The following is a 26,178-nucleotide window of genomic DNA, read 5'->3' as shown; positions in this document are numbered from 1 at the left end:
TTGCCCGTACGGCTTGTCCCTATAACCTTAGCAGGTACAGAGGATAAGACGGTACAACGTTGCGTGTGTGTTGATACTACCATTCATTACCCCGATCTTTGCTTCTTCCAGATTCATGGCTTTGTCGCTCCACTGAGGACAAATGCCGGTACAAGTTATGCCTGATGACCATAGCAAGTTGGTCCCACCCCTTCCCATCCCGAACAGGACCGTGAAACAACTTTGCGCCGATGATAGTGCTGCAACCAGTGTGAAAGTAGGTTATCGTCAGGCTTGTTATACGCAGTAAGAGAAAAACCCCGCCGGACTCCGGTGGGGTTTTTTTTCGTCTGTGCTTTTGTGCCGGTGGCTGTCGGCTTACGCTGCGCTAAGCCGACCTACGCCGACCTACGCCGGCCTGCGCCGACGGACATCGGCCGACATCGACCAAACCAGGTAGGTCGGATTAGCGCGCAGCGCGTAATCCGACAACATTGTTGTATGGTGGGATCAGCTACCGCGATAGGTCGAGTATGACCACGGCGATACCACCAGCGGCACGTGGTAGTTCTCATCCGTATGCGCAATGCCGAAGGACAGGGTCACCAGATCGATGAAGCGGGGTGAAGGCAATTCCACGCCCTGGGCGGCGAAATAGTCGCCGGCATTGAACACCAGCTCATACTGGCCCGCCTTCATGCTGTCGCCTTCCAGCAAGGGCGAGCTGCAACGGCCGTCGCTATTGGTCATATCCATCTTCAACAACACTTTGCCTTCCGGCGCGACTGAAAACAGGGCCACCTTGACGCCGGCTCCCGGCCTGCCGTGGGCGATATCGAGTACATGCGTGCTGAGTTTTCCCATTTGCTATCCTGTATATAGGGTGAGTGAATGTGCTTATCTTGCAAATCATATACCTGCATCAGCGGCTGGCTATATGATTGGGCATATAACCAACATTGTCTCCTATAGGCGAGCCACCGCATGAGTACTTATGAAAATTATCCGCGCGATTTGATCGGCTATGGCCGCACGCCACCTCACCCTCAATGGCCGGGAAAAGCCCGCATCGCCCTGCAATTCGTCCTCAATTACGAGGAAGGGGCGGAAAACAGCGTGCTGCATGGCGATGCCGCCTCGGAAACGTTTTTGTCGGAAATGATCGGAGCGGCGGCTTTTCCTGCGCGCCACCTGAGCATGGAGTCGATTTATGAATACGGTTCGCGCGCCGGATTATGGCGCTTGCTGCGCATGTTCGAGGAGCGGCGCCTGCCGTTGACCGTGTTTGGCGTCTCGATGGCCCTGAAGCGCAATCCCGAGGCGGTGGCCGCCTTCCAGGAACTGGGCCATGAAATCGCCTGCCATGGCTTGCGCTGGATTTCCTATCAAAACATGGATGAAGCGACGGAGCGCGAACACATGCGCGAGGCCGTGCAGATCATCCGCGAATTGACGGGCTCTGCTCCGCAAGGCTGGTACACGGGGCGCGATTCGCCCAATACGCGCAAACTGGTGGTCGAGCATGGCGGCTTCCGCTACAACGCCGATTATTACGGCGATGACTTGCCATTCTGGGAAAAGGTGGCGTACACGAATGCGGCCGGCATGGCGGCCATGCAGCCCCAGCTGATCGTACCTTATACCCTGGACACGAACGACATGCGCTTTGCCGCCATGCAGGGCTTTAATTCGGGCACACAGTTTTTTGATTACCTGAAGGATGCCTTCGACGTGCTGTACGCGGAAGGCGATCCGAACGGCTTGAACCAGCCGAAGATGCTGTCCATTGGCCTGCATTGCCGCCTGGTGGGGCGTCCGGGACGGGCCGCGGCGCTGGCCCGCTTCCTCGACTATGTGCAGCGCCATGAGCAAGTGTGGATCACGCGCCGCATCGATATCGCCGAACACTGGCATGCGACGCATCCTTGCACTGTTTGATGGGTATTGATATTGGATGATAAGTAAAATAAGTCTTTGCATATAGTTGTCCCATATGCCGGTGTTAATCTCCTATACTGGGACTATACCGAGGCCAGCATGTCAGAACCGATCCGCTTTTACTACCGTGGTGCCGTACAGGAAGTACGCAACGCCGCCCCTACGCAGACTGTGTTGCAGCACCTGCGCGAGGACTTGCATTGCACGGGCACCAAGGAGGGCTGCGCCGAAGGCGATTGCGGTGCCTGCACGGTCGTCATCGGCAGCCTGGTTGACGGCCAGGTCGAGATGAAAGCCGTCAACGCCTGCATCCAGCTCACGCCCACGCTCGATGGCAAGGCCCTGTTTTCTGTGGAAGACTTGCAGCAGCCCGACGGCGCCCTGCATCCGGTGCAGCAGGCGATGGTCGAGTGCCATGGTTCGCAATGCGGTTTTTGCACGCCCGGCTTTGTCATGTCGCTGTGGGGCATGTATCTGCAGAAAAACGGTGAGACGCCCACGCGCTGCGAAATCGACGATACGCTGTCGGGCAATCTGTGCCGCTGCACCGGTTACCGGCCCATCATCGACGCGGCCAGGCGCATGGGCGAATTGCCGCATGTTAGCTTTGACCGTGAGGCCCTGGCGCAGCAATTGCAGGCGCTGCAGCGCGGCAGCCTGAGCACATATGAACATGGCGGTCAGCACTTCCATGCGCCGCGCAGCATCGACGAATTGGTGGCGCTGCGCGCGGAAAAGCCGCAGGCCTGCCTGCTGGCCGGCTCCACCGACGTGGGCCTGTGGGTGACCAAGCAACTGCGCGACCTGGGCGACATCATATATCTGGGCAATGTGGCCGCGCTGAAAACCATCGCCGTGGACGACGGCAAACTGCACATCGGCGCCGGCGCCAGCCTGAACGATGCGTATGCGGCGCTGTGCCGGCATTATCCGGACGAATTGTCGGAACTGTGGCAGCGTTTTGCTTCCTTGCCGATCCGCAACGCCGGTACTTTGGGCGGCAATGTGGCGAATGGTTCGCCCATCGGCGACTCGATGCCGTGGCTGATCGCGCTGGGCAGCGACATCGTGCTGCGCGGTCCTGCCGGACAGCGGATCATGCCGCTTGAAAAGTTCTATCTGGGCTATCAGAAGAAAGACTTGCAGCCCGGCGAATTCGTCGAAGCCGTGCGCGTGCCCTTGCCCCGTGCCGAGGTGCATTTCCGCACGTATAAACTGGCCAAGCGCTTTGACCAGGATATCTCGGCCGTGTGCGCCGCGTTCGCCTTCCAGCTCGATGGCGCGCGTATCGTCGATGCGCGCATCGCCTTTGGCGGCATGGCAGCCACGCCGCAGCGTGCCGCGCAAACGGAAGCGTTTCTGCGGGGACAGGCGTGGAGTGAGGAAAATCTGACTATGGCCATGCGCTTGCTGGCCGACGATTACGCGCCCCTGTCCGACATGCGTGCGTCGAACACCTACCGCATGACGACGGCGCAAAATCTGTTTCGCCGCTTCTGGCTGGAAACCCGTCCCGATACGCCATTGCCACCGACGTCCCTCAACGCCTACGCTTGCCGCGCCTGAAAGAACCAGCATGAACCATCCTGTCACGCCCGAATTGCAAGCGGCCGCCTGGGCCGCCGTAGGCAAGCCCAGCCCCCATGAATCGGCGCAATTGCATGTACTGGGGCAAGCCACCTACACGGACGATATCGCCGAATTGCAAGGCACCTTGCACGCGGCGCTGGGCCTGTCGCAAAAGCCGCACGCGCGCATCACGGCCATGGATTTATCGGCCGTGCGCGATGCGCAGGGTGTCGTCGCCGTCTACACGGCGCAGGACATTCCCGGCACCAATGATTGCGGTCCCATCATCCATGACGATCCCATCCTGGCTGCTGATCTGGTGCAATACGTGGGCCAGCCCATCTTTATCGTGGTGGCCGATACGCATGACCATGCGCGCCGCGCCGCCCGCCTGGCGCAAGTGTCCTATGACGAGTTGCCCGCGATCATGACGCCGCAGGCGGCCAAGGCCGCGCAATCGTATGTGCTGCCGCCCATGCAGCTGACGCGCGGTAATTACCAGGCCGCATTCGAGGGCGCGCCGCATGTGGTCAAGGGCCAGCTGTATGTGGGCGGCCAGGAACAGTTTTACCTGGAAGGACAGATTTCCTACGCCATTCCGAAGGAGGCGCAGGGCATGCTGGTGCTGTGTTCGACCCAGCATCCGAGCGAGATGCAGCACGTGGTGGCGCATGCACTGGGCTTGCATTCGCACAACATCACCGTCGAATGCCGGCGCATGGGCGGCGGTTTCGGCGGCAAGGAATCGCAGTCGGCCCTGTGGGCGGCGGCCGCATCGATTGCGGCGTCCAAACTGAAGCGTCCCGTGAAACTGCGCGCCGACCGCGACGATGACATGCTGGTGACGGGCAAGCGCCACTGTTTTTACTATGAATACGAAGTCGGTTACGACGACGATGGCCGGATCCTGGCCGCCAAGGTCGACATGACCACGCGCGCCGGCTATTCGGCGGACTTGTCCGGCCCCGTCGCCACGCGCGCCGTCTGCCACTTCGACAACACCTATTATTTGTCCGACGTGGACATCCGCGCCGCCTGCGGCAAGACGAATACGCAGTCGAACACGGCTTTCCGGGGCTTTGGCGGGCCGCAGGGCGCCATCGCCATCGAGTACGTGATCGATGAAATCGCCCGCCATTTGCAACGCGATGCGCTCGATATCCGCCTGCTCAATTTCTATGGCCGCAACGATGCGGAAGGGCGCAACGTCACGCCGTACGGGCAAAAAATCGTCGACAACGTCATCCATGAGCTCGTCGCGGAACTGGAAGAGAGCAGCGACTACCGCGCGCGCCGCCGCGCCATCGATGCGTTCAACGAGGCCAGCCCGGTCTTGAAGAAGGGGCTGGCATTCACGCCCTTGAAATTCGGTATCGCCTTCAACGTCACGCATTTGAACCAGGCCGGCGCCCTCGTGCACGTGTATGTGGATGGCTCCGTGCTGGTCAATCATGGCGGCACGGAAATGGGGCAGGGAATCAATACCAAGGTCATGCAGGTGGTGGCGCACGAGCTGGGACTGGACCTCGAATGCGTGCGCGCCACGGCCACCGACACCAGCAAGGTGGCGAACACGTCGGCCACGGCGGCATCCACCGGCGCCGACCTGAATGGCAAGGCGGCGCAGGATGCAGCGCGCCAGATCCGCGAACGTCTGGCCGATTATGCGGTCAAACTGTACGGTGGCGACGCTGGCACTGTGCGCTTCTTCGACAACCATATCCACGTCAATGGTCACGTCGTGCCGTTTGCCGAGCTGGTGCAGAAGGCGTATCTGGCGAGAGTGCAATTGTGGTCCGATGGTTTTTATGCCACGCCCGGGCTGTCGTGGGATGCGAAAACGATGACGGGCCATCCGTTTTCCTACTATGCCTATGGCGCGGCCGTGGCCGAAGTGGTGGTCGATACCCTGACGGGCGAGTGGAAACTGCTGCGCGCCGATGCCTTGTACGATGCGGGCCAGTCGCTCAATCCCGCGATTGATCTGGGGCAAGTGGAAGGCGCATTTATCCAGGGCATGGGCTGGCTGACGACGGAGCAGCTGTGGTGGAATGCGACAGGCAAGCTGATGACGCACGCGCCATCGACCTATAAAATTCCCGGCATTTCCGATTGCCCGGAAGATTTCCGTGTGAAACTGTTCCAGAACCGCAATGTGGAAGACAGTATCCACCGTTCCAAGGCCGTGGGTGAGCCGCCGCTGCTGTTGCCGTTTTCCGTGTTCTTCGCCATCCGCGACGCCATTTCCAGCGTGGGCCATCACGCCGTGCAGCCGCCGCTGAATGCACCGGCCACCAGCGAGGAAATCCTCAAGGCGGTCATGGCCGTCCAAGCGGCGCATGTCGGCGCCTAGGAGCAGACGATGAGCGACTGGCTGACAGCGATGGACAACGACACGCAGGCATCCGTGCTGGTGACGGTGGCCCTGGTCGAAGGTTCCGGGCCGCGCGAGGCGGGCGCGAAGATGCGCGTCACCCTCGATGGCCAGGTCGACACCATCGGCGGCGGTCACCTGGAATTGCGTGCCGTCGAAATTGCCAAGACCATGCTGGCCACGGGCGATACCCGCGTGCGGTTCGAACGTTTTGCACTGGGCCCCAGCCTGGGCCAATGCTGCGGCGGCGTTGTTTATCTTGCCTTTGAACCTGTCGATGCCAGCTTGAACGATGTATTGTCCGCCTTGCGCGAGCGCCGCCAGCAGGACAGCTGGCGTTTGACGGCGCTCGATGGCGAACCCGCCTCTGCGCTGTTCGATGCTGACGGCAGCTTGATTGCCGGCACGCCAGGCCAGGCGCCCGATACGTTTTCGCGCGAGCGCGCAACCCATGTCGCGCAGGGGAGTGAAGGGCGGCGCTGGCTGGTCGATCGCTGCCTGGCGCCGCGCGCCCATCTGACCCTGTTCGGCGCTGGCCACGTGGGCGCGGCCATCGTGCGCGCGCTGGCCCACTTGCCCTGCAATATCACCTGGGTCGATGAACGCGAAGACATGTTTCCCGCGCAACTACCGGATAATGTGCGCATCGCCGCCACCGACACGCCCGAGGAATTCGTTGCCATGGCGCCGCCGGGCGGCAGTTTTCTCGTCATGACGCATAGCCATGCGCTCGATCAACGCTTGACGCAAGCCATCATGGAGCGCGAGGATGCGGGCTGGTTCGGGCTGATCGGTTCGCACACCAAGCGCAAGCAGTTCGAGCACCGGCTGCAGGCGCGCGGCGTGCCGGACGAGCGCATTGCGGCCATGGTGTGTCCGATCGGCATGCCCGGCATCCGCAACAAGGCGCCGGCCGTGATCGCCGCCTCCGTTGCCTGTCAGTTATTGATGGTGTGGGAGGAAGCGGCCGCGGCCGCCTTGGCCGCACCGCTGCGGCTGGCTTCTGCCAGCGCGCCACCGCGCCGCCGGACACGCGCCGCCATTCATCCGTTATAGAAAGAAGTCATGCCGATTGCTCCTGCCACATTGCAAGCCTACCGAGCCAGCTTGCTGCACTTCCACGCCGATCCCGCTTTTAATGAGGATGCGCACGCCTGGCATGCGGATGGCTTGCTGATCGTGGCCGACGGCAAGATCGTCGCGGCCGGCGATTACGCGCAGCTGCAAGCCACTTTGCCGCCTGGCACCGAGATCGTCGATTACCGGGGCAAGCTGATCGTGCCGGGTTTCATTGATACCCATCTGCATTTCCCGCAGACGGAAATGATCGCCTCGCCCGCGCCAGGTTTGCTGCCATGGCTGGAAACGTACACCTTCCCTACCGAGCGCGCGTTTGAGAATCCCGAGCATGGGCGCGATGTCGCCGAGTTCTTTCTCGATGAACTGCTGCGCTGCGGCACCACGACGGCCATGGTGTATGGCAGCGTGCATCCGCAATCGGTCGATGCCTTCTTTGGCGCCAGCGAGGCGCGCGGCTTGCGCATGGTGGCGGGCAAGGTCATGATGGACCGCAACTGCCCCGAGTTCCTGCGCGACACGGCCGAGTCCGGCGCACGTGAAAGCGAGGAGTTGATACGCCGCTGGCACAAGCACGGCCGCTCGCTGTATGCGATCACGCCCCGCTTCGTGCCGACATCGACAAATGAACAGATGCACCTGGCGGGCGAGCTGGCGCGCGCCTATCCGGATACCTATCTGCAAACCCACGTGTCGGAAAACGAGGATGAATGCCGCTGGGTGCGTGAACTGCATCCGCAGGCGCGCAGCTACCTCGATGTGTATGACCACTACGGCATGCTGCGCCCGCGCGCCATGTTCGGCCACTGCATCTGGCTCGATGAGCGCGACCGCGCGCGCATGGCTGAAACGTCCTCGGCGGCCGCCATTTGTCCTACATCCAACCTGTTCCTCGGTAGCGGCTTGTTCGACTTTGAGCGGGCCGACGCGGCGCGCGTGCTGCTGTCGCTGGCGACGGACGTGGGCGGCGGCACCTCGTTCTCGATGTTGCAAACCATGAACGAAGCCTATAAAGTAGCACGCTTGAAAGGCAGCTACCTGCCTGCCTTGCGCATGTTTTACCTGGCGACCCTGGGCGCCGCGCGCGCCATGCAGCTGGAAGGCACCCTGGGCAATTTCACGGCAGGCACGGAAGCGGACTTCATCGTGCTCGACAAGCATGCGACGCCGCTGCTCGAGCGCCGCACGGCTGGCTGTCAAAGCCTGGAGGAATTGCTGTTTGCCTTTGCGCTGCTGGGCGACGACCGCGCCGTGGCCGCCACCTATTCAGGCGGGCAATGCGTGCATGTGCGGGGGCAGGGCTGACCTACCCGTTGTTCAACACGAATTATCCTGAGCGAGAACGCGAATGCACAAGAAACTCACTGGCCTGGCGCTTGGCGCCGCGCTGGCATTGACCGGAACGGCGCAAGCCGCCAAGGCCGTGGCCACTCCGTCTTCCAACGAAGCGGCCACGGTGCGCCATTTTGCCGCCCTGGTGTCCGGTGCACAGCCGAAGACAGCCGAGTTGAGCCTGTTCTTTTCCATGATGCCCAAGGGCGGTGATTTGCATCACCATTACTCGGGCGCCATTTATGCCGAGCAATTTCTCGACTGGGTCGACAAGGAAAACTATTGCGTCAACAAGACGACCTACCGCATCGAAAGCAACAAGGACGTCGTGGCGGCCGAGCGCGCCAAGCCGGCCGCACAGCGCAGCTGCCTGTCGTCCACGGAAGTGTTTGCCGATGCGGGCCTGTATGCGGAATTGCTGCAGCGCTGGTCGACCAAGGATTTCTATAACCACGGCGCCGTCCAGACGCCGCCGGACCGTACCTTTTTTGACACCTTCGGCTACTTCGGTCCCGTGGCATCGACGAATACGGCCGACGGCCTGAAAACCCTGAAGCAGCGTGCCATCGCGGAAAACCTCAGCTACATCGAGACGATTTTCGAGCTGTCGCCCTTCGTGCAAAACGCGCAGTTCGACCAGCAAGTGCTGGCGCCGGGCTTGCCGCCGGCCGCGTTGCAAGCGCTGCTGGCCAAGTGGACCGCCAGCCTGGATCAGGACGCCAGCTTCCAGAAAAGCATCACCGCCTATAACGACAATGTGAACGCCAGCAGCGCCGGCATCGACGATGCGCACTTCACCATGCGCTACCAGGCGTATGTGCTGCGTTTCTTGTCGCCATCGCAAGTGTTCTCGTCCATGGTGGCCGCGTTCAAGGCGGCCAGCCTCAATCCGCTGCTGGTGGGCGTGAACATCGTGGGCCAGGAAAGCATGAACGTGTCCATGCGCGATTACAGCTTGCACATGGAAATGTTCAAGTTCCTCAAGACAAAATATCCGAACGTCAAGATCGCCCTGCACGCGGGCGAGCTGGCGCTGGGCATGGTGCCGCCGGAAGGCATGGCTTTCCATATCGCCGAAGCCGTCGATGTGGCGAGCGCCGACCGTATCGGCCACGGCATGGATATCGCCTACGAGCACAATGCGCTGGCGACCATGCAAAAGATGCGCGAGCGGGGTATCCCTGTAGAAGTGAACCTGACCAGCAATGATTACATCCTTGGCATCAAGGGCCAGGCCCATCCGGTCACCCTGTACCGCAAGTATGGCGTGCCCTTCGTGATCTCGACGGACGACGCGGGCGTGTCGCGCAATACCTTGTCGAATGAATACGTGCTGTTTGCCAGCCAGTACAAGACCGATTATGCGGAAATCAAAAAGCTGTCGTACAACAGCTTGCGCTATTCCTTCCTGGCGGAAGCGGACAAGCAGCGTTTGCTGAAAGCGCTCGATGCCCGTTTCACCCGGTTTGAAGCGCAAATTGCGGCGGCCGACAAGGCAGGCAAGAGCGGCAAACCGTAAGTTACGCGACGTTCCCAACTGATACTCTCAGGGCGGCCGGATCTTCCGGCCGTTTTCCATTTCTCCCCTCCCTTTCTTGTAATGTGTTTTTGTTAATGTTGTGGCGGCCATGCGACACAATTAACAGCAGATACACGACTTTATCCAATTTCCTGGATGAATCAATTTCAAGTACATATTGCTCATTTATAATCTCGCGCCATAAGCCCGAACGCTGTCAGCACGATATCAATCCAGCTAGTTACCCCATGCTATTTATATTTTAAATATATAAATATGTAAAAAAAATCGTATTTGTCATCCATTTTTTGATGATGCATAGTGAGATGAAGATGATATTAAAAAGTCACAATTCATCTGGGCGATATCGTAAGAAGATGGGTATTTGCAGTAAATAAAGGTGAGATGCAGAGTGAAACAAACAGTCGCGCAGCTAAATGACGACATTCTTCTGCATTTTTCCGCCGTGTCACAGTCTTGAAATATTTAACAATTACACTCGCGGCTTGCCATGTTGGCCGGCTAAGCATGTGGGATGAATGACACAGGTGCTAGCGCCCTGGGTCATACGGATCGGTAGCAGTTTTTTTCACCGTTATTGTCTGGATATAAATGGTTGTGATGTGTGGAGCGGCGTTTTGTGATGGTCTTGTCAGGACCGCAGCCAGTCCCGTCGGCGTAACAGTTGCAGCATCGTAAAGAGGAGATCTTGTGTTTGTGTTGCTGTGCGGCGCAGCCGGACGGTGGGCAATCCAGGATGTTCAAAAATAATAGTCTTTTCTGGGGTTAAAGATGATCAATCACAAGCGACTTCGGCTAACGCAAATCGCGTTCAGCCTGTCTATTGCACTGGCGGCGGCACCATCGTTCGCACAGAACACTACGTCTTCCATCGGCGGCCGTATCTCGGCCACCGACGGCAAGCCGGCAGCTGGTGCCACCGTTACCATCGTGCATACCGAATCGGGTTCCGTCAGCAATGTGACGACCGATGCGGAAGGCCGCTACGTCGCCCGCGGCTTGCGCGCCGGCGGTCCATACACCATCACCATCACCAAGAATGGTGAAGTGGAAAAACGCGAAGGCGTGTACGTGCAGCTGGCGGAAACGGCCAATGTGGACGCCACCCTGGGCGCCCAGATGCAAACCGTGAACGTCACGGGCACGGGCGCACGCGCACAGATTTTTAACCGCAGCAACATGGGTGCGGGCACCAACATCGGCCCAACGGAACTGGCAACCCAGGCATCGATTTCGCGCAGCCTGCAAGACTATGCACGTGCCGACCCGCGCCTGTCGCAAACCGATAAAGAGCGCGGTGAAATTTCCGTTGCCGGCCAAAACTCGCGCTACAACTCGATGACCATCGATGGCGTGGCCGTGAACGATACTTTCGGCCTGGAAGCCAGCGGCACCGCCACCGGCAAGCAGCCGATTTCCATTGAAGCGATTCAGTCGGTGCAAGTGAACGTCGCGAACTATGACGTGACGCAAAAAGGTTACACGGGCGCCAACATCAATGCCGTCACCAAGTCGGGTACCAACAAGGTCAAGGGCAGCGTCTACTACGTCTTCCGCAATGACAAGATGTCGGGCGAGCGCTACAACGACACGACCGGTGAATACTACGATGCGCCAAAATCGAAGGACACCACCAAAGGCATTACCTTGGGCGGTCCGCTGATCGAAGATAAATTGTTCCTGTTTGCGAACTATGAAAAATCGAGCAGCAGCCGTAGTTCCCCAACGTTTGGCCCGATTGGCAGTCCACTGACGAACGTTCTCATTCCTCAGGCTGCTATCGACAGCGCCATCGCCATCGCCAAGGATAAATACGGTATTCCTATCGGTACCTCCGAGGTTCCAGGCGGTACGGAATTTACCGCAACGGAAAAATTGTTGAAGCTGGACTGGAACTTGACGGATACGCAACGCATGATGTTGCGTTATTCGAAAACTGAGCAGGCCGAGCCGATGTTCCCTGGTTTCAGCAAGACAGGTCTGTCGCTGAGTTCTTACTGGTATGCCCAGGAAAAGAGCTTGGAAACGATCGTTGCGCAGTGGACTTCCGAGTGGACGCCAACCTTTTCCACCGAAGTAAAACTGTCGACGCGTAAATATGACAGCGTACCGAAGAACAATGCCTATCTGCCTTCGATTGGCCTGCAATTCAGCGGTCCCGGACCGGATGGCAAGGCTGCCGACAGCCGTTACCTGAACTTCGGCACTGAAACAAGCCGTCAAAAGAATGTCTTGAATAACAAGACGCTTGACGCTTACCTTGGCGCCAGCTGGGCGCTCGGCGACCATGACGTCAAGTTCGGTACTGATTTCAGTAAAACCGAGGTCTATAACGCCTTCTTGCAAAACGTCAATGGTAACTATACCTTTGGCTGTATTACTACCCTCGCGCTGGATTGCACCAAGGCGACAACGGCCCAGTGGCAAGCGGCGATGCTGGAAAACTTCCGCAACGGTCGTCCAAGCTCGTACACCCTGCAGGCACCAGTTGCCGGCGGCTCACTCGACGATGCGATCGCCCGCTTTACCCTGAAAAATATCGGTCTGTTCGTACAGGATAGCTGGAACGTCAACAAGCAACTGACCCTGATGGCAGGCTTGCGCGTCGACGGCACGCGCATCGGTGAAAAACCTATCCGCAATGCAATCGCTGCCCAGCCGGTTGGCCCCGTTGTTGCTGGTCGTCAAACCGGTGGTTTCGGCATCGACAATACGCACACCATTGATGGCGAAAACCTGTACCAGCCGCGTTTTGGTTTCAACTATAAGCTGGATTCGGCGCGCCCGACACAAATTCGTGGCGGCATGGGCTTGTTTCAAGGTGCTGCCATGGCTGTCTGGCTGGGCAATCCCTACCAGAATACCGGCGTAGCGTTGCGTAACTTCAATTGCAGCTCCACGGGCAAAGCTTGCCCAACGAACGACGGGTTCTTCAGTATTGATCCACTGCGCCAGCCGACCAATGTAGGTGACACGGTTCCTGCGATGAAGGTTGACGTTCTTAGTCCTGATCTGGCTCAGCCATCGGTCTGGAAGGCCAACCTGGCATTCGAGCATGAACTGCCATGGATGGGACTGGTATTTGGCGCTGAATACCTGCGCACTCGTACCAAAGATGCGATCTACTACCAAGAGCTGAACCTTGGCGCACCGACCAAAACCGGTAGCGATGGCCGTGCGCTGTACTGGGGCGAAAATGCTTACAAGGTCGATTGCTGGGATACTGTCAAAGGTATCTTGAATGGCAAGACTGGCTGCCGTGCCGATACCAAGGCGGGCAATAATGCCGCATTTGGCCAGGTACTGATGGCAACCAAGACCGATAAAGGCGAAGGTAATGTGCTGACCTTGTCGGTGCGTAGCCCGATGCGCAATGGCTTGTCGTGGGGAACTTCGTACACGTACACGGATGCTACTGAAGTGTCACCATTGAGCTCATCGACCTCCAGCTCGAACTGGGGTGGCCGTGCATCGTTTAACCCGAACGAAAACGTCGCGTCAAACTCGAACTATATGGTGAAAGACCGCTTTACCGCCAACGTCAGCTGGCAGAAGCGCTTCTTTGGCGAGTACAAGACCAGTTTCGGCCTGTTCTATGAAGGTCGTAGCGGTAAGCCATATAGCTGGACCTTCAATAATGACTTGAACGGCGACGGCCTGGCAGGCAATGACCTGATGTACATTCCAAAGGCACCAGGCTCGGGCGAAGTTGCGTTCTACGGCAAAACTGCAGCTGAGAGCGCAGCCAATGAAGCGGCGTTCTGGGCAGTTGTGAACAGCAATGGCGATCTGCGCAAGTCCGCTGGCAAAGTCATGAACCGCAACAAGAGCTTTGCGCCATGGACCAATAGCATCGACATGCGCTTTAGCCAGGAAGTTCCAGGCATCTTCAAAGGCAACAAAGGCATCATTACCTTTGATATGTTGAACGTTGGCAACATGATCAATCGCAAGTGGGGCCGTATCAACGAAATCGCTTTCCAACCGCAAGGCGGGCAAGTGCGCAGCTTTGTCGACTTCGTCGGTATCGATGCCCAAGGTCGTTATATCTACAACACGCGTCCAACGGTAGAAGGCACGGAAACGCGTCAAGCCAAAGGCGAATCGCAATGGGCAATTCAGGCCACGGTCAAGTACGAGTTCTAATCTCGTAGCGGCCTCGTAGCTTGGCAAGTAAAAAACGGCTGGTGGCGACACCAGCCGTTTTTTTTATAGACAAGATCGTTTAACCTTTCTCTTTTTACATATTGATCCCATGGCTCACTTCCTACGCACTCCGGTCGCCACTGCGGCCCTGATTCTGACCCTGTCTGGCTGCAGCCATTTCGCTGTCGCACCACAGGCTGCACGCAGCGGCCCGATTGAAGTGAACCTGGTCGCCCTGAACGACTTCCACGGCAACCTCGACCGCAGCAAATTCACCTACACGAGCGCTGCCGATGCCGGGAGCCAGACGGTGCAGGCGGGCGGCATCGATACCTTGTCCGGCGCATTGACAGCGTGGCGCCGCGAAGATGCGCAGCTGATTTTTGTCGGCAATGGCGACCTGATCGGCGCCAGCCCCGCCATGTCGGCGCTGTGGGCGGACGAACCGAGCATCGTCGCCATGAACATGCTGGGCATGAAAGCCAGCTCCGTCGGCAACCATGAATTTGACCAGGGCAAGGCGGAATTGCTGCGCCAGCAGCGCGGCGGTTGCGAGTCATCGCGCGCCGACAAGGCCTGCAAGTTCACGCCCGACTTCAAGGGCGCCAGCTATACCTATATGGCGGCCAATGTCATCGACACGCAGACGGGCAAGTCCCTGCTGCCCGCCTACCGCATCGAAGAGGCGCATGGCGTCAAGGTGGGCCTGATCGGCGCCGTGCTGAAAGATACGCCGTCCGTGGTGACGGCCGCCGGCATTGCCGGCCTGCAGTTCGGCGATGAAGCGGACGCCATCAACGCCACCTTGCCGCAGTTGCGCGCGCAGGGCGTGGGCGTGTTCGTCGTGCTGCTGCACCAGGGCGGCGAGACGAAGGAAGCCGTCGACCAGCCCGACTGCAGCCACCTGAAGGGCGAAGTGGTCGACGTGGTCAAGCGCCTCGACCCGGCCATCCAGCTGGTCATCAGCGGCCATTCGCACCAGGGCTATCTGTGCCGCGTCGATGGCCGGCTGGTGACGCAGGCACAGATGGGCGGGCACATGTTGACGCGCATCAAGCTCAAGGTCGATCCCGTCAAGAATGCCGTTGTTGATGCCAGCGCGCAAAACGTCGTCATGTTGCCAGGCATGTATGAGCCGGACCCTGCCGTGGCAGCCTACCTGGAATCGGTCAAGCAGCGCAGCGCAGCCGAATTGTCGCGTCCCGTGGCCGCCATCGCCGTGCCCAGCGTGGGCCGCAGCACCAAGGGCGGCGGCGCTTCCGCGCTGGGCGACCTGGTGGCCGACAGCACCCTGTTCGGCGCACGCGCTGCCGGTGCACAAATCGGCTTGATGAACAATGGCGGCATCCGCAAGGACCTGGAAGCGGGTGCCGGCCTGATGACGAATGTGGGTCAGAACCAGGCAGTTGTCCCGTTCGGCAATACCCTGATCGTCGTCAGTCTGTCCGGCGCGCAAATCCGTACCTTGCTCGAGCAGCAATGGCCGGGCGCCGAAGCGGAGGAGAACAATCTGCTGCAAGTGTCCGAAGGTTTTACTTATCGCTGGGACAGCACGCGGCCCCAGGGCCAGCGCGTGCTGCCGGGCAGCATCATGCTCAATGGCATTCCTCTGGAAGACAATCAACAATACCGTGTCGCCGCCAACAGTTTCCTCGCTGGCGGCGGCGACCGCTTCACCGTGCTGGCGGCCGGCACGCGCCGGCTCGACACGGGCGTGCGCGACATCGACGCCTTCAGCGATTACCTGATCGCCCGCGCGCGCGCCGGCAAGCCGGCTGGCAGCGCCACGTCGGCGGGCCGCATCGTGCGCGTCAAATAATCTACAAGGAATAACCATGCGTCGCTTATTTGTTTCCGTTCTTCTCTCCAGCCTGTTCGCGGGCACGGCCCACGCCGATTTCACGATACCCGGCTTTGAGCTGGTGCACACCTCGCCCGTGGAAACGAGCTTGACCAATCCCGACCTGCGCGAACCCGTCGCCGTGTGGCGCGAGCTGTTCGATTCGGCCAAGAAAGAGATCGTCATCGCCCAGTTCTATGCCGTCAGCAAACCGGGCACGGCCTTTGAAAAGGTGCTGGCCAGTTTGACGGCCGCCGGCCAGCGCGGCGTGAAGATCCGCTTCCTGCTGGACCAGAAGGGCGTGGGCCTGTCGGAAGCGGCGACCATCGCCCGCATCAAGGCGATTCCCAACCTGGACTTGCGCCTCATCGATTTCAATAAAATCACGGGCAACGGCATCGTGCACGCGAAATACCTGGCCGTCGATGGTGAAGTCGCGTACATCGGCAGCCAGAACTTCGACTGGCGCTCGTTCGAGCACATCCATGAAACGGGCTTGAAGATCACGGAACCCGCCATGGTGGGCCAGGTGCAGGCGATTTTTGAACAGGATTGGCAAGCCCAGGCGCTGACGTCGCAAGGCAGCCGCGCCACGGTGCTCAACAGCAAGGTCGTGCCGGCCAATTACGCGCAAAACGCTTTCCTGCTGGCCAGCCCGAACGCCTACAACCCGGCCGGCGTGGGCGACTCGGAAACGGGCTTGCCCGCCCTGCTGGCGGAAGCGAAAAACGAAGTGCGCATCCAGTTGCTCGACTATGCGCCGCTGTCGTATGGCCCGAACCGCACGCGGCCGTACTACGCCGTGATCGACAACGCCGTGCGCGCCGCCGCCCAGCGTGGCGTCAAAATCAAGCTGATGGTGTCCGCCTGGAATACGGAAGCGCCGGCCATCGCCTACCTGAAAAGCCTGGCCCTGGTGCCGAACGTGGAAATCCGCATCGTGACGATTCCCACGGCCTCGACGGGTTTCATCCCGTTTGCGCGCGTGATCCACAGCAAGACCATGAGCATCGATGGCAAGCTGGCCTGGGTCGGCACGAGCAACTGGGCGGGCGGCTATTTCGACTTGTCGCGCAACCTGGAAGTGGTACTGCGCAACGAGCAGATGGCGCAACGCATCGCTGCGCTGCATGAGCAGACGTGGAGCTCGGCATATGCGCAACCGATCGACATCAACAAGCAATATCCGAAGCCGGCGAAAGCCACGCCGCAAGGCAAGGAATAACATGAAAAAACTGCTGAGTGTGCTGGCGCTGGGCGCCGCATTCGCTTCCGGCAATGTGCTGGCCTGGGGCAATGACGGCCACCGCGCCGTAGGTGCCATCGCCGATCTATTGCTCAAAGGCAGCGTGGCCCAGGCCCAGGTGGCCAGGTTGCTGTTGCCCGGCGAAAGCCTGGAAAAGATCGCCAACTGGCCCGACTGCGTGAAGGGCACGTATTGCGGCCCGCAATCGCCGGAGATGTTGAGCTATGTGGCGGCGAATCCCAAGCATGGCGAATATCACTACACGAACGTGCCTTTTCAACATGCGCATTACCACGACCATGGCGTGGGCACGGCCGATGACGATATCGTGCAGACGCTCAAGCGGGCGATCCTGGTGTTGCAGGGCAAGGCCGATGCGGCCAGCAATCCGCACGGCTTCAGCCAGCGCGAAGCCTTGATCCTGATCACGCACCTGGTGGGCGATATCCACCAGCCGCTGCATGTGGGCAATGCATTTCTCGGCAAGGATGGCCAGTTTTTCGTGCCCGCCACGCAGGCGCAGATCGATGACGTCGCGGTTTTCAATGCGCGCGGCGGCAACGACTTGCTGCTCGACGATGCGAAGATGACGGCCCTGTCGGACGCCGTGATTCCCGCGCCGCTGCTGGTAGACGAGGGCGATGCCAAGCCTGCCAGCAGCTATCCGAAGTCGCCCACCAGGCCACTGCATTCCTACTGGGATACGACCGTGGTCGACTACGCCATGCGCCGCCTGAGCACGCGCACGCCGCAGCAGTTCGCCCGCACCGTGATCGCCAGCGCGCCTGTGGTGAGCGCCAATACTGGCGACCCCGCCACCTGGCCGTATCAGTGGGCCGATGCCTCGCTGGCGGCGTCCAAGATTGCTTTCACGGACGTGGTGGCCGACCCGGCCACGCAGCAGACCAGCCGCAAGGGCGAGGTCTACAACGTCTGGACCCTGACGGTGCCGGACAACTATCCGGTACCGAGTTCTGCGCTGGCGAAGCAGCAGCTGACCGAGGCGGGCTATCGCCTGGCCGCCGTGCTGCAGGCGATTTGGCCGCAGTGAAATGAGTGAAAAGCGGCCCGCGGGCCGCTTTTTTCATGCCAGGGTGATGGCGATTCCCATCTCGCGGAAGGGCGAGACCAGGGCGTCTTCCACGTCGCGGTGCACGATGATATCGTTGACCTGGCTCATGGGTGCGATTTGAAACGGCGAAGCCGTGTTGAACTTTTCCGGCGAGGCCAGCACGACGGTGCGGTTTGACGCCTCGCTCAAGGCACGCTTCACGCATGCTTCTTCGTAATCGCCCGTGGTGATGCCCGCCTGCGGATGCAGACTGGATACGCCCATGAAATACAGGTCGGCGCGGATGCGGCCGATGGCTTCCACGGTGGCCGCGCCGACGCCCACGATCGAGTGCTTGTACAGGCGCCCGCCCAGCATCAGCACCTCGATGAACGGGTGATGCACCAGCTCGACGGCAACCGAGGGGCTGTGCGTGACGACGGTGGCGCGCAAATCGCGCGGCAGCTGGCGCGCCAGCTGCACGGCGGTCGTGCCGCCATCGAGAAACACCACTTGCCCCGTTTGTATCATGGCGCCCGCCGCGCGTCCGATGGCGGGCTTGGCTTGCGGCGAAAGTTGTTCGCGGGCCGCAAACGGCGCCAGCGCGGGTGAACTTGGCAGCAAGGGGAGGGCGCCGCCGTGCACACGCTCCAATAACCCTTCTTTCGCCAATTCGCGCAGATCGCGCCGTATCGTGTCTTCCGACAAGCCCAGACTATCGCTGACGGCCTTGGCGACGATCTGCCCTTCGCGCTGGAGCAAGTCCAGCAGGTATTGTTTGCGTTGATGTGTCAGCATGGTTTTTCTTGAGTGTTCTTGTATTTTCTTGATATTGCACGAGTTTGCATGATAAAGTCGGCGAAGGCAAGCACATGTAAACACAAGGAGACACTATGCGCGAAGAAAATAGCAAGCAGGAACGGGTCCGCATCCAGCAGGTGCAAACCCTGTCGCACGACTGGTATCTGCTGCAAAAAACCACGTTCGACTATCTGCGCCACGATGGCGAATGGCAGACGCAGACGCGGGAGACCTATGACCGCGGTGATGGCGCCACCATCCTGCTCTACAACAAGGCCAAACGCACGGTGATCCTGATACGCCAGTTCCGCTTTCCTACCTACCGCGAAGGCCACGATGGTTTTCTCATCGAGTCGGCCGCCGGCTTGCTGGAAGAAGCCAGCGCCGAGCAGCGCATCCGCGCGGAGGTGGAAGAGGAAACCGGTTACCGGGTGGGGCAGGTGCACAAGGTGTTCCAGGCCTTCATGAGCCCCGGTTCCGTGACGGAACGCCTGCATTTCTTTGTCGCCGAATACGACCCCGCCAGCCGCATCGGCGACGGCGGCGGCCTGGCGCACGAGGGCGAAGACATCGAGGTGCTGGAGTTGCCGCTGGCGCAAGCGATGCGGATGGTGGCTGACGGGCGCATCTGCGACGGCAAGACCATCATGCTGCTGCAGCATGCGCAGCTGCACTTGATGCCAAGCAAACGGGCGCTGCAGATTCTCGTTGCCGGCCCCTACCGCTCCGGCACGGGCGACGACCCGGCCCTGATGGCGGCGAATGTGGCAGCCATGGAAGCCGTCTGCCTGCCCCTGTATGCCAAGGGCCACATGCCCGTGCTCGGTGAATGGCTGGCCTTGCCCATGCTGGCGCTGGCAGGCTCAAGCCAGGTGGGCGATGCCGTGTATGAGGAACTGTTCCACGCGCACTCGACGCGTTTATTGAGCCATTGCGATGCCGTGCTGCGTATCGGCGGTGCGTCTGGCGGAGCGGACCAGATGGTGGCCGTGGCGCAGGATCTCGGTTTACCCGTGTATTTCTCGGTGGACGAGATTGCTCAGGCGTAAAAAAAGCGAAGCCCAAAGGCTTCGCTTTTTGTCATTTTAGGGAGCGCCTGAAAAATGCCCAGGGCTAGGCGTCTTGCCGAAGGCAGTACGAATGTACGACGAGGCAAGGCAACGACGCCATGGGTATTTTCTCAGGTGCTCTTAACGAGACTTTACAAACGGAATGCCGATAGCCTTCGGCGCGATGGATTTCGCCATCAAGCCCGCCAGCACGATCACGGTGACGACGTACGGCACCATCTGGATCAGCGAGCCGGGGATGCGGCCCACGACGGGCAAGTCCACGCCTTCAATTTGAATCTGGATGGCGGCGAAGAAGCCGAACATCAGGCAGCCGAGGAAGGTGTAGACGGGGCGCCAGTTGCCGAACACCATGGCCGTCAGGGCCAGATAGCCGGCGCCGGCCGACATGTCGCGCAGGAAGAAGCCGCTTTGCACGATGGCCAGATACGCGCCCGAGAACGAGCACAGGATGCCGGCCACCAGCATGGCCAGGTAGCGCGTCGCTTCCACGCTCACGCCGGCCGAGTCGGCCGCATGCGGGTTTTCGCCGCAGGCGCGCAGGCGCAGGCCGAAACGCGTGTGGTACAGCAGCCAGTGCACGAGCGGGATCAAGAGGAAGGCCACGTAGACGAGGATGGAATGGCCGCCGATCAGATGGGCATACACCCAGCCGATGAAGGGAATATGCTCCACGTACTGCGTGCCCGGCAAGACCACGTCGAACAGCCGCGCCGAACCGAGGTCGGGCGTGCGGCCGCCTTGCTGGAAGAAGAATTGCGCCAGCACGAAGGTCAGTCCGCTCATGGCGATGTTGATCGCCATGCCGGCCACCAGCTGGTTGCCCTTTTGCGTGATGCTGACGTACGCCTGCAGCAGGGCCAGGGCGACGCAGACGAGCATGCCGGCAGCCATGCCGTAATACGGGTTTTGCGTCGTGTAGGCCACGGCTGCGGAAGCGAAGGCGCTCGCCAGGATCTTGCCTTCCAGGCCGATGTCGATCATGCCGCTGCGTTCGGCAAACAGGCCGGCCATGGCGGCAAAGATCAGGACGGGCGCATTGCGCACGGTCGATACCAGGATGCTGGCGAATTGAAAGTCGTCGAGTGTCATGGTGTTAGCCTTTGGTGCGCTTGAGCAGGGCGGAAATGGCCGGTGCGTAGAAGTTTTCCATGGCGCCGCAGAACAGGATGATCAAGCCCTGGATGAAAATGAAAGTTTCAGTTGGGATATTCGGTTTTTCCAGCGACAGGTCGAAGCCACCCTGGATCAGCGCGCCGAACAGCACGGCCGACAAAAAGATGCCGACCGGATGCTGGCGGCCCATCAGGGCGATGGCGATGCCGATGAAGCCGGCGCCACCGACGAAATTGAGCGACAAATAGTGCGTCGAACCCATGATGGAATTGACGGAGCCGAGGCCCGCCAGCGCGCCCGAGATCAGCATGACGATGATGATCATCTTGCTGATCGACACGCCCGCATAGTGGGCCGCGTGCTTGTTGAGGCCCGTGGCGCGCAGCTTGAAGCCCCACGACGAACGCCATACCATCACGCCGTAGATCACCAGCGCGGCGATCGCCAGGATAAAGCTGATGTTCAGCGGCGTGTCGCCAAGCGACGGGAACCAGGTGGAGAGGCGCGGCATTTCGCCGCTTTCCGCAAATACGCGGCTGGCCGTGTTCTGCTCGCCCGGCGGAATCAGGTACTTTACGATAATAAAATTCATCAGGCTGGCGGCGATGAAGTTGAACATGATGGTGGTCACCACAATATGGCTGCCGCGCTTCGCTTGCAGATAACCGGGCAAAAAGCCCCACAGCGCGCCGAACAGGGCAGCGCCGATCATGGCGGCCGGAATCAAGAGCCAGGCAGGCAGGGTCTGGTCGAAGGCCAGCATGGCCACCGTCAAGCCCAGGCCACCGATATACATCTGGCCTTCGGAACCGATATTGAACAGGCCGGCCTGCATGGCCACGGAAACCGACAGGCCCGTGAAAATGAAGGTGCTGGCGTAGAACAGCGTGTAGCTCAAGCCTTCCGGATTGAGGATGGCGCTGTTGATCAGGATCAACAGCGATTCGGCCGGGTCTTCGCCCAGCATATAAATCACCAGGGCCGCGACCAGCAAGGCCGACAGCAGGTTTAACATGGGCATGACAAAGGCTGTCGCCCAGCGTGGCAAGTCGTTATTCATGATTTATGCATTCCCCCCATCAACAGACCGATGCGGGTGGTATCGAATTCTTCAATTTTCAGTTCGCCGGTGATGCGTCCGCCGCACATGACGAGAATGCGGTCGGCCAGCGCCCGCACTTCTTCCAGTTCGACGGACACCAGCAGGATCGCCACGCCCGCGTCGCGCAGGGCCAGCAATTGCGTATGGATGCTTTCGATGGTGCCGATGTCGACGCCGCGCGTGGGTTGCCCCACCAGCATCAGTTTCGGCTTGGCCAGCACTTCGCGCGCGATCACCACCTTTTGTTGGTTACCGCCTGACAATAAGCCGATGCGCAGGTCCGGATTGGCCGGGCGCACGTCAAACGTTTTCAGCAGTTCCGCGCAGCGGGCGCCGATGGCCTTGAAGTTGAACAGGCCCCAGCGGTTTTTCAGGTGGTCCTGGTAACCGAGGATGGTGTTTTGCATGACGGAAAAATTCTTCACCACGCCATCGCGCAAGCGGTCTTCCGGAATGTGGGCGATGCCCAGCTCGCGGAAGGCCAGCGGCAAGCCGTCGGCATCGTGGCGCTTGGCAAACGGCAAGTCCTTGTCCAGGAAGCGCAGCTTGCCGGACGTGGGCAAGCGCATGCCCGACAGAATTTCCAGCAGCTCGCTCTGGCCATTGCCGGAAACGCCCGCGATGGCGACGATTTCGCCGGCGCGCAAGTTGAAACCTATATCGGCCAGCAATTTGACTTGCTGCTCGTCGGCCAGTTGCAGATCAGCCACTTCCAGCACCGTGGCGCCCGGATTGTATGGTGCACGGGGCAGGTGGCTCTGGATGGGGCGGCCCACCATCATGTTGGCCAGTTCCTCTTTCGAGGTGCCGGCCGTTGCCACGGCGCCGACCACCGTGCCGCCGCGCATGACGGTGACGTTGTCGGTGATTTCCAGGATCTCTTGCAGCTTGTGCGTGATCAGGATGATGGTCTTGCCTTGTTCCTTGAACAGGCGCAGGATTTCAAACAGCGAGGCCGTTTCCTGGGCCGTCAGCACGGCCGTCGGCTCGTCGAGGATCAGAATATTGGCGCTGCGGTAAATCTGCTTGAGGATTTCCACGCGCTGCTGCGCGCCGACGGACAAGTCTTCGATCTTCGCCAGCGGGTCGACGTCGAGGCGGTAGCGCGCGCAAATCTCGCGCAGTTTCGCTTCCGCTTCCTTGCGGTGGCTGGCCAGGCGAAAACCGCCTTCCGTGCCCAGCATGATATTGTCGAGGACGGTGAAGTTCTCGACCAGCATGAAGTGCTGGTGCACCATGCCGATGCCGAGGTTGATCGCTTCCTGGCTGTTGCGGATAGGCTGTACTTTCCCGTCGAGCAGGATTTCTCCGCCGTCGGCACGGTAGTACCCGTACAGGATGCTCATCAAGGTTGATTTTCCGGCGCCGTTCTCTCCCACCAGGCCGTGGATACTGCCCTTGGCGATGGAGAAGCTGACGTCGGCGTTCGCCTTCACATGTCCAAACTGCTTGGAAATGCTGCGAAATTCTACTGCTGGCTGCATAGGTTCATAACTGGATAGTTTCATGGAAACGCGCCGCGCGGAGACAGGCCCCGGCGGCGCGCTAAAAGATACGGAGAAAAATTAAACCGGGCAGCTGCTGCCGACGCGGTAATCGATCACTTTGATCTTGCCATCGATAATGTCCTTACGCGCACCCAACACGCGTTTTTCGATTTCCGGCGTAATCAGCTTGCGGTTATTCTCATCGAGTGCCCAATCCACGCCGCCCTCTTTCAAGCCTTTATAGCTGACGCCGCCCTTCCAGGTGCCGTTCTTGACTTGCATGAAGCTGTCGTAGACCGTGTTGTCGACGCGCTTGACCATCGAGGTCAGGATGCTGCCTGGATACAAATGGTTCTGGTTCGAATCGACGCCGATCGCCAGCTTGCCTTTTTCCTTGGCCATTTGCAGGGTGCCCATGCCGCTGCCGCCAGCGACGGCGAACACGACATCGACGCCGCGCTCGAATTGCGAGCGGGCCAGTTCGCCGCCCTTGGCCGGGTCATTCCAGGCGCCGGACGTGGTGCCGACCATGTTTTGCGTGATTTCCGTCTTCGGATTGACTGCCTTGACGCCTTGCGCGTAGCCGCAGGCGAAGTTGCGGATCAGGGGAATATCGATGCCGCCGATGAAGCCGACCTTCTTGCTTTTGCTGGCCATGGCTGCAGCCACACCGACCAGGTAGGAGCCTTCTTCTTCCTTGAAGACGACGGAATTGACGTTGCTGCCGGCGGCCTGGCCGTCGATCAGCACGAATTTTACGTTCGGAAATTCTTTGGCGACCTTTTGCACGGCTTGCGTTTGCGCAAAGCCGATGGCGGCGATCATGTCGAGTTTCTTGCGGGCCAAGCCACGCATGACTTGTTCAGCCTGCGTATCGCTCGATGCCTGCACTTCGATGAAGGAAATGCCCGTGTCTTTTTTGAAGCGCGATGCGCCTTCGAAAGCGGATTGGTTGAACGACTTGTCGAACTTGCCGCCCGCGTCATACACGACACCCAGTTTTGGGGTAGCCGCGGACGCTTGAGCAGTCAGAAATACGGCTGCGATCGTCAAACTAAATTGTGTAAGTTTCATGAATTGGCTCCTGGAAGATCGATATTGTATATTTTTTATAGGTGAAACATATAATTTGGGGCCGATTTAGCCTGTTTTTGATGCACGAGGTGATAATTCCTTATCAACATTGCACTGTATCGCACAAGATCATTGCTGACCTCGCGTGCTTTCATGTCGACAGTGTGATGCTCATGCAACAGTCGCGCCCCGTCTCTTTTATAGGTACAACATCGAATGGGGCTGCCGGAGCGGGCTGGGATGCGCCGTCAGTGGACGGGCAGGGCAGGCACAGAACCGGCGCCGCGATGGGCGTCCGAATCACTATGCATCATGCCAGATATGTATGACAAATACGTTTTTGTTTAGCTATTTATATGATAGCCATATAAATTGAAATGCAAACCCAAAACGAAGGGCTGGGGTCGGACGGGGACGCCGAGTCCCTGAGGGTCCGACCCCGGTCTTGCTGCTTTTGGGGTTGCCGTTGCTTGCTGACGCTTGAGGCTTTTCCTCAATTAGCTGGGGGATTGATGATGTTCAAGAAAGCCCGCACGACGGGAGCGTCGTCGAGCGTCGTGTAGCTGATATACAAGTTGGCCGACGGCGGATTGGTCTTGATCGGCAGAAATACCACGCCGGGCCAGCCGATGCGGCTCGTCGTTTCCGGCACCAGGGTCACGCCCAGGCCCGCACCCACCATGGCCAGCAGGGTTTGCGGTTCGCTTGCTTCCTGGAAAATCACGGGTTCGAAACCGGCGTTGATGCAGCATTGCACCAGGTAGCGGGGGAACGCGGACTTGTCCAGGTTGAGGGTCAGCATCGGCTCGTGGGCGATGTCGATCAGCTCGATGGCCGTGTTTTTCGCCAGCGGATGGTGTTCATTGACGGCCACGCAGACGTTTTCGCGGAAGCACAGTTCCTGGCGCAGATTGTCGTGCCGCAAGTCGTCGTCGTTGAGCTTGGGTTCGCGCCAGAAACCCACGTCGATCTGTTTGGCGCGCAAGGCTTCGTATTGCACCGTGGGACCGAATTCATGGATGGTCCAGGTGACGCGGGGAAATTTGGTCTGGAATTCTTCCAGCAGGCTGGGGATGGGGCCCCACATGGCCGAGCCGACGATGCCCACGCGCAAGCGGCCCACTTCGCCGCGGTCGATCTGGCGGATGGTATCGATGGTCATGCGCATCTTGGCCAGCAGCTCGGCCGCCTCGTTCATCAACGCCTTGCCCGCCACGGTCAGCTCGAACGTGCGCGTGGTGCGCGCAAACAGGCGCACGCCCAGTTCGCTTTCCAGTTTCATGATCTGCTGGCTCAGGGGCGGCTGCGAGATATGCAGGCGCTCGGCGGCGCGGCTGAAGCTTTTCTCCTCGGCAACGGCAAGAAAATACTTTAACTGTTTCAGATCGATGGACATGCTTTCCTTGGCGTTGCGTGGTGCCTGGCGATGGAACGGC

General features: G+C 59.8%; 17 protein-coding genes, 1 rRNA gene and 1 pseudogene. 12 read left to right on the top strand and 7 right to left on the bottom strand.

The genetic code is table 11. The features are described from left to right. Positions 1 to 160: 160 nt before the first annotated feature. Positions 161 to 273: ribosomal RNA gene (gene rrf / locus AC1RBA_RS17360) — 5S ribosomal RNA — on the top strand. Between the two features lie 216 nt (positions 274 to 489). Here the strand turns inward: rrf and uraH are convergent. Beyond that, positions 490 to 843, bottom strand: a complete 354-nt coding sequence (gene uraH / locus AC1RBA_RS17355) for a hydroxyisourate hydrolase (RefSeq protein WP_034785620.1) — start codon at positions 841 to 843, stop codon at positions 490 to 492. Positions 844 to 963: 120 nt separating this feature from the next. Here uraH and puuE point away from each other — a divergent pair, with 120 nt between their 5' ends. From puuE to AC1RBA_RS17305, 10 genes are all read left to right on the top strand, one after another. Then, a complete protein-coding gene (gene puuE / locus AC1RBA_RS17350) occupies positions 964 to 1,917 on the top strand; it encodes an allantoinase PuuE (RefSeq protein WP_492419304.1) in 954 nt (317 codons plus the stop codon). 99 nt (positions 1,918 to 2,016) lie between these two features. Further along, positions 2,017 to 3,483, top strand: a complete 1,467-nt coding sequence (gene xdhA / locus AC1RBA_RS17345; RefSeq protein WP_492419303.1) for a xanthine dehydrogenase small subunit — start codon at positions 2,017 to 2,019, stop codon at positions 3,481 to 3,483. 10 nt (positions 3,484 to 3,493) lie between these two features. Then, a complete protein-coding gene (gene xdhB, locus AC1RBA_RS17340) occupies positions 3,494 to 5,839 on the top strand; it encodes a xanthine dehydrogenase molybdopterin binding subunit (protein WP_492419302.1) in 2,346 nt (781 codons plus the stop codon). A gap of 9 nt (positions 5,840 to 5,848) precedes the next feature. Continuing rightward, entirely contained in the window at positions 5,849 to 6,916 is a 1,068-nt protein-coding gene (gene xdhC, locus AC1RBA_RS17335) for a xanthine dehydrogenase accessory protein XdhC (protein WP_492419301.1), read from the top strand. 9 nt (positions 6,917 to 6,925) lie between these two features. Continuing rightward, entirely contained in the window at positions 6,926 to 8,242 is a 1,317-nt protein-coding gene (gene guaD / locus AC1RBA_RS17330) for a guanine deaminase (RefSeq protein WP_492419300.1), read from the top strand. A gap of 43 nt (positions 8,243 to 8,285) precedes the next feature. Further along, on the top strand, positions 8,286 to 9,788 hold the full coding sequence (locus AC1RBA_RS17325) for an adenosine deaminase family protein (protein ID WP_492419299.1): 1,503 nt from the start codon (positions 8,286 to 8,288) through the stop codon (positions 9,786 to 9,788). Between the two features lie 792 nt (positions 9,789 to 10,580). Then, entirely contained in the window at positions 10,581 to 13,955 is a 3,375-nt protein-coding gene (locus AC1RBA_RS17320) for a TonB-dependent receptor (protein ID WP_492419298.1), read from the top strand. Positions 13,956 to 14,064: 109 nt separating this feature from the next. Continuing rightward, positions 14,065 to 15,774: a bifunctional metallophosphatase/5'-nucleotidase gene (locus AC1RBA_RS17315; RefSeq protein WP_492419297.1), complete on the top strand. Its 1,710-nt coding sequence runs from the start codon at positions 14,065 to 14,067 to the stop codon at positions 15,772 to 15,774. A 16-nt stretch (positions 15,775 to 15,790) separates the two neighbouring features. Then, complete coding sequence (locus AC1RBA_RS17310) at positions 15,791 to 17,020, top strand: phospholipase D-like domain-containing protein (protein ID WP_492419296.1); 1,230 nt, start codon at positions 15,791 to 15,793, stop codon at positions 17,018 to 17,020. Between the two features lies 1 nt (position 17,021). Continuing rightward, complete coding sequence (locus AC1RBA_RS17305; RefSeq protein ID WP_492419295.1) at positions 17,022 to 18,092, top strand: S1/P1 nuclease; 1,071 nt, start codon at positions 17,022 to 17,024, stop codon at positions 18,090 to 18,092. 33 nt (positions 18,093 to 18,125) lie between these two features. On the opposite strand, the gene AC1RBA_RS17300 is transcribed toward AC1RBA_RS17305, so the two are convergent. Continuing rightward, positions 18,126 to 18,890 (bottom strand): DeoR/GlpR family DNA-binding transcription regulator, encoded by a 765-nt coding sequence (locus AC1RBA_RS17300; RefSeq protein WP_492419294.1) that lies wholly within the window; start codon positions 18,888 to 18,890, stop codon positions 18,126 to 18,128. Positions 18,891 to 18,985: 95 nt separating this feature from the next. Between AC1RBA_RS17300 and AC1RBA_RS17295 the strand changes: the two are divergent. Further along, a pseudogene (locus tag AC1RBA_RS17295) lies at positions 18,986 to 19,576 on the top strand (NUDIX domain-containing protein); the annotation flags it as partial. 507 nt (positions 19,577 to 20,083) lie between these two features. Here the strand turns inward: AC1RBA_RS17295 and AC1RBA_RS17290 are convergent. The 5 genes from AC1RBA_RS17290 to AC1RBA_RS17270 form a co-directional block, all read right to left on the bottom strand. Then, positions 20,084 to 21,055: an ABC transporter permease gene (locus AC1RBA_RS17290; RefSeq protein WP_034754516.1), complete on the bottom strand. Its 972-nt coding sequence runs from the start codon at positions 21,053 to 21,055 to the stop codon at positions 20,084 to 20,086. A 4-nt stretch (positions 21,056 to 21,059) separates the two neighbouring features. Beyond that, positions 21,060 to 22,139, bottom strand: a complete 1,080-nt coding sequence (locus AC1RBA_RS17285; RefSeq protein WP_474294894.1) for an ABC transporter permease — start codon at positions 22,137 to 22,139, stop codon at positions 21,060 to 21,062. Next, complete coding sequence (locus tag AC1RBA_RS17280; RefSeq protein ID WP_492419292.1) at positions 22,136 to 23,665, bottom strand: ABC transporter ATP-binding protein; 1,530 nt, start codon at positions 23,663 to 23,665, stop codon at positions 22,136 to 22,138. Before AC1RBA_RS17280 ends, AC1RBA_RS17285 begins: the two co-directional genes overlap by 4 nt. A gap of 81 nt (positions 23,666 to 23,746) precedes the next feature. Further along, positions 23,747 to 24,742, bottom strand: a complete 996-nt coding sequence (locus AC1RBA_RS17275) for a BMP family lipoprotein (RefSeq protein WP_070219322.1) — start codon at positions 24,740 to 24,742, stop codon at positions 23,747 to 23,749. 493 nt (positions 24,743 to 25,235) lie between these two features. Then, positions 25,236 to 26,138 (bottom strand): LysR family transcriptional regulator, encoded by a 903-nt coding sequence (locus AC1RBA_RS17270; protein WP_070219321.1) that lies wholly within the window; start codon positions 26,136 to 26,138, stop codon positions 25,236 to 25,238. Positions 26,139 to 26,178 lie beyond the last annotated feature (40 nt).

It is taken from the genome of Janthinobacterium sp. GW823-FHT03B06, assembly GCF_058796955.1.
Note: the sequence above shows the minus strand (reverse complement) of the source record. Positions and strands in the feature narration are given on the sequence as shown.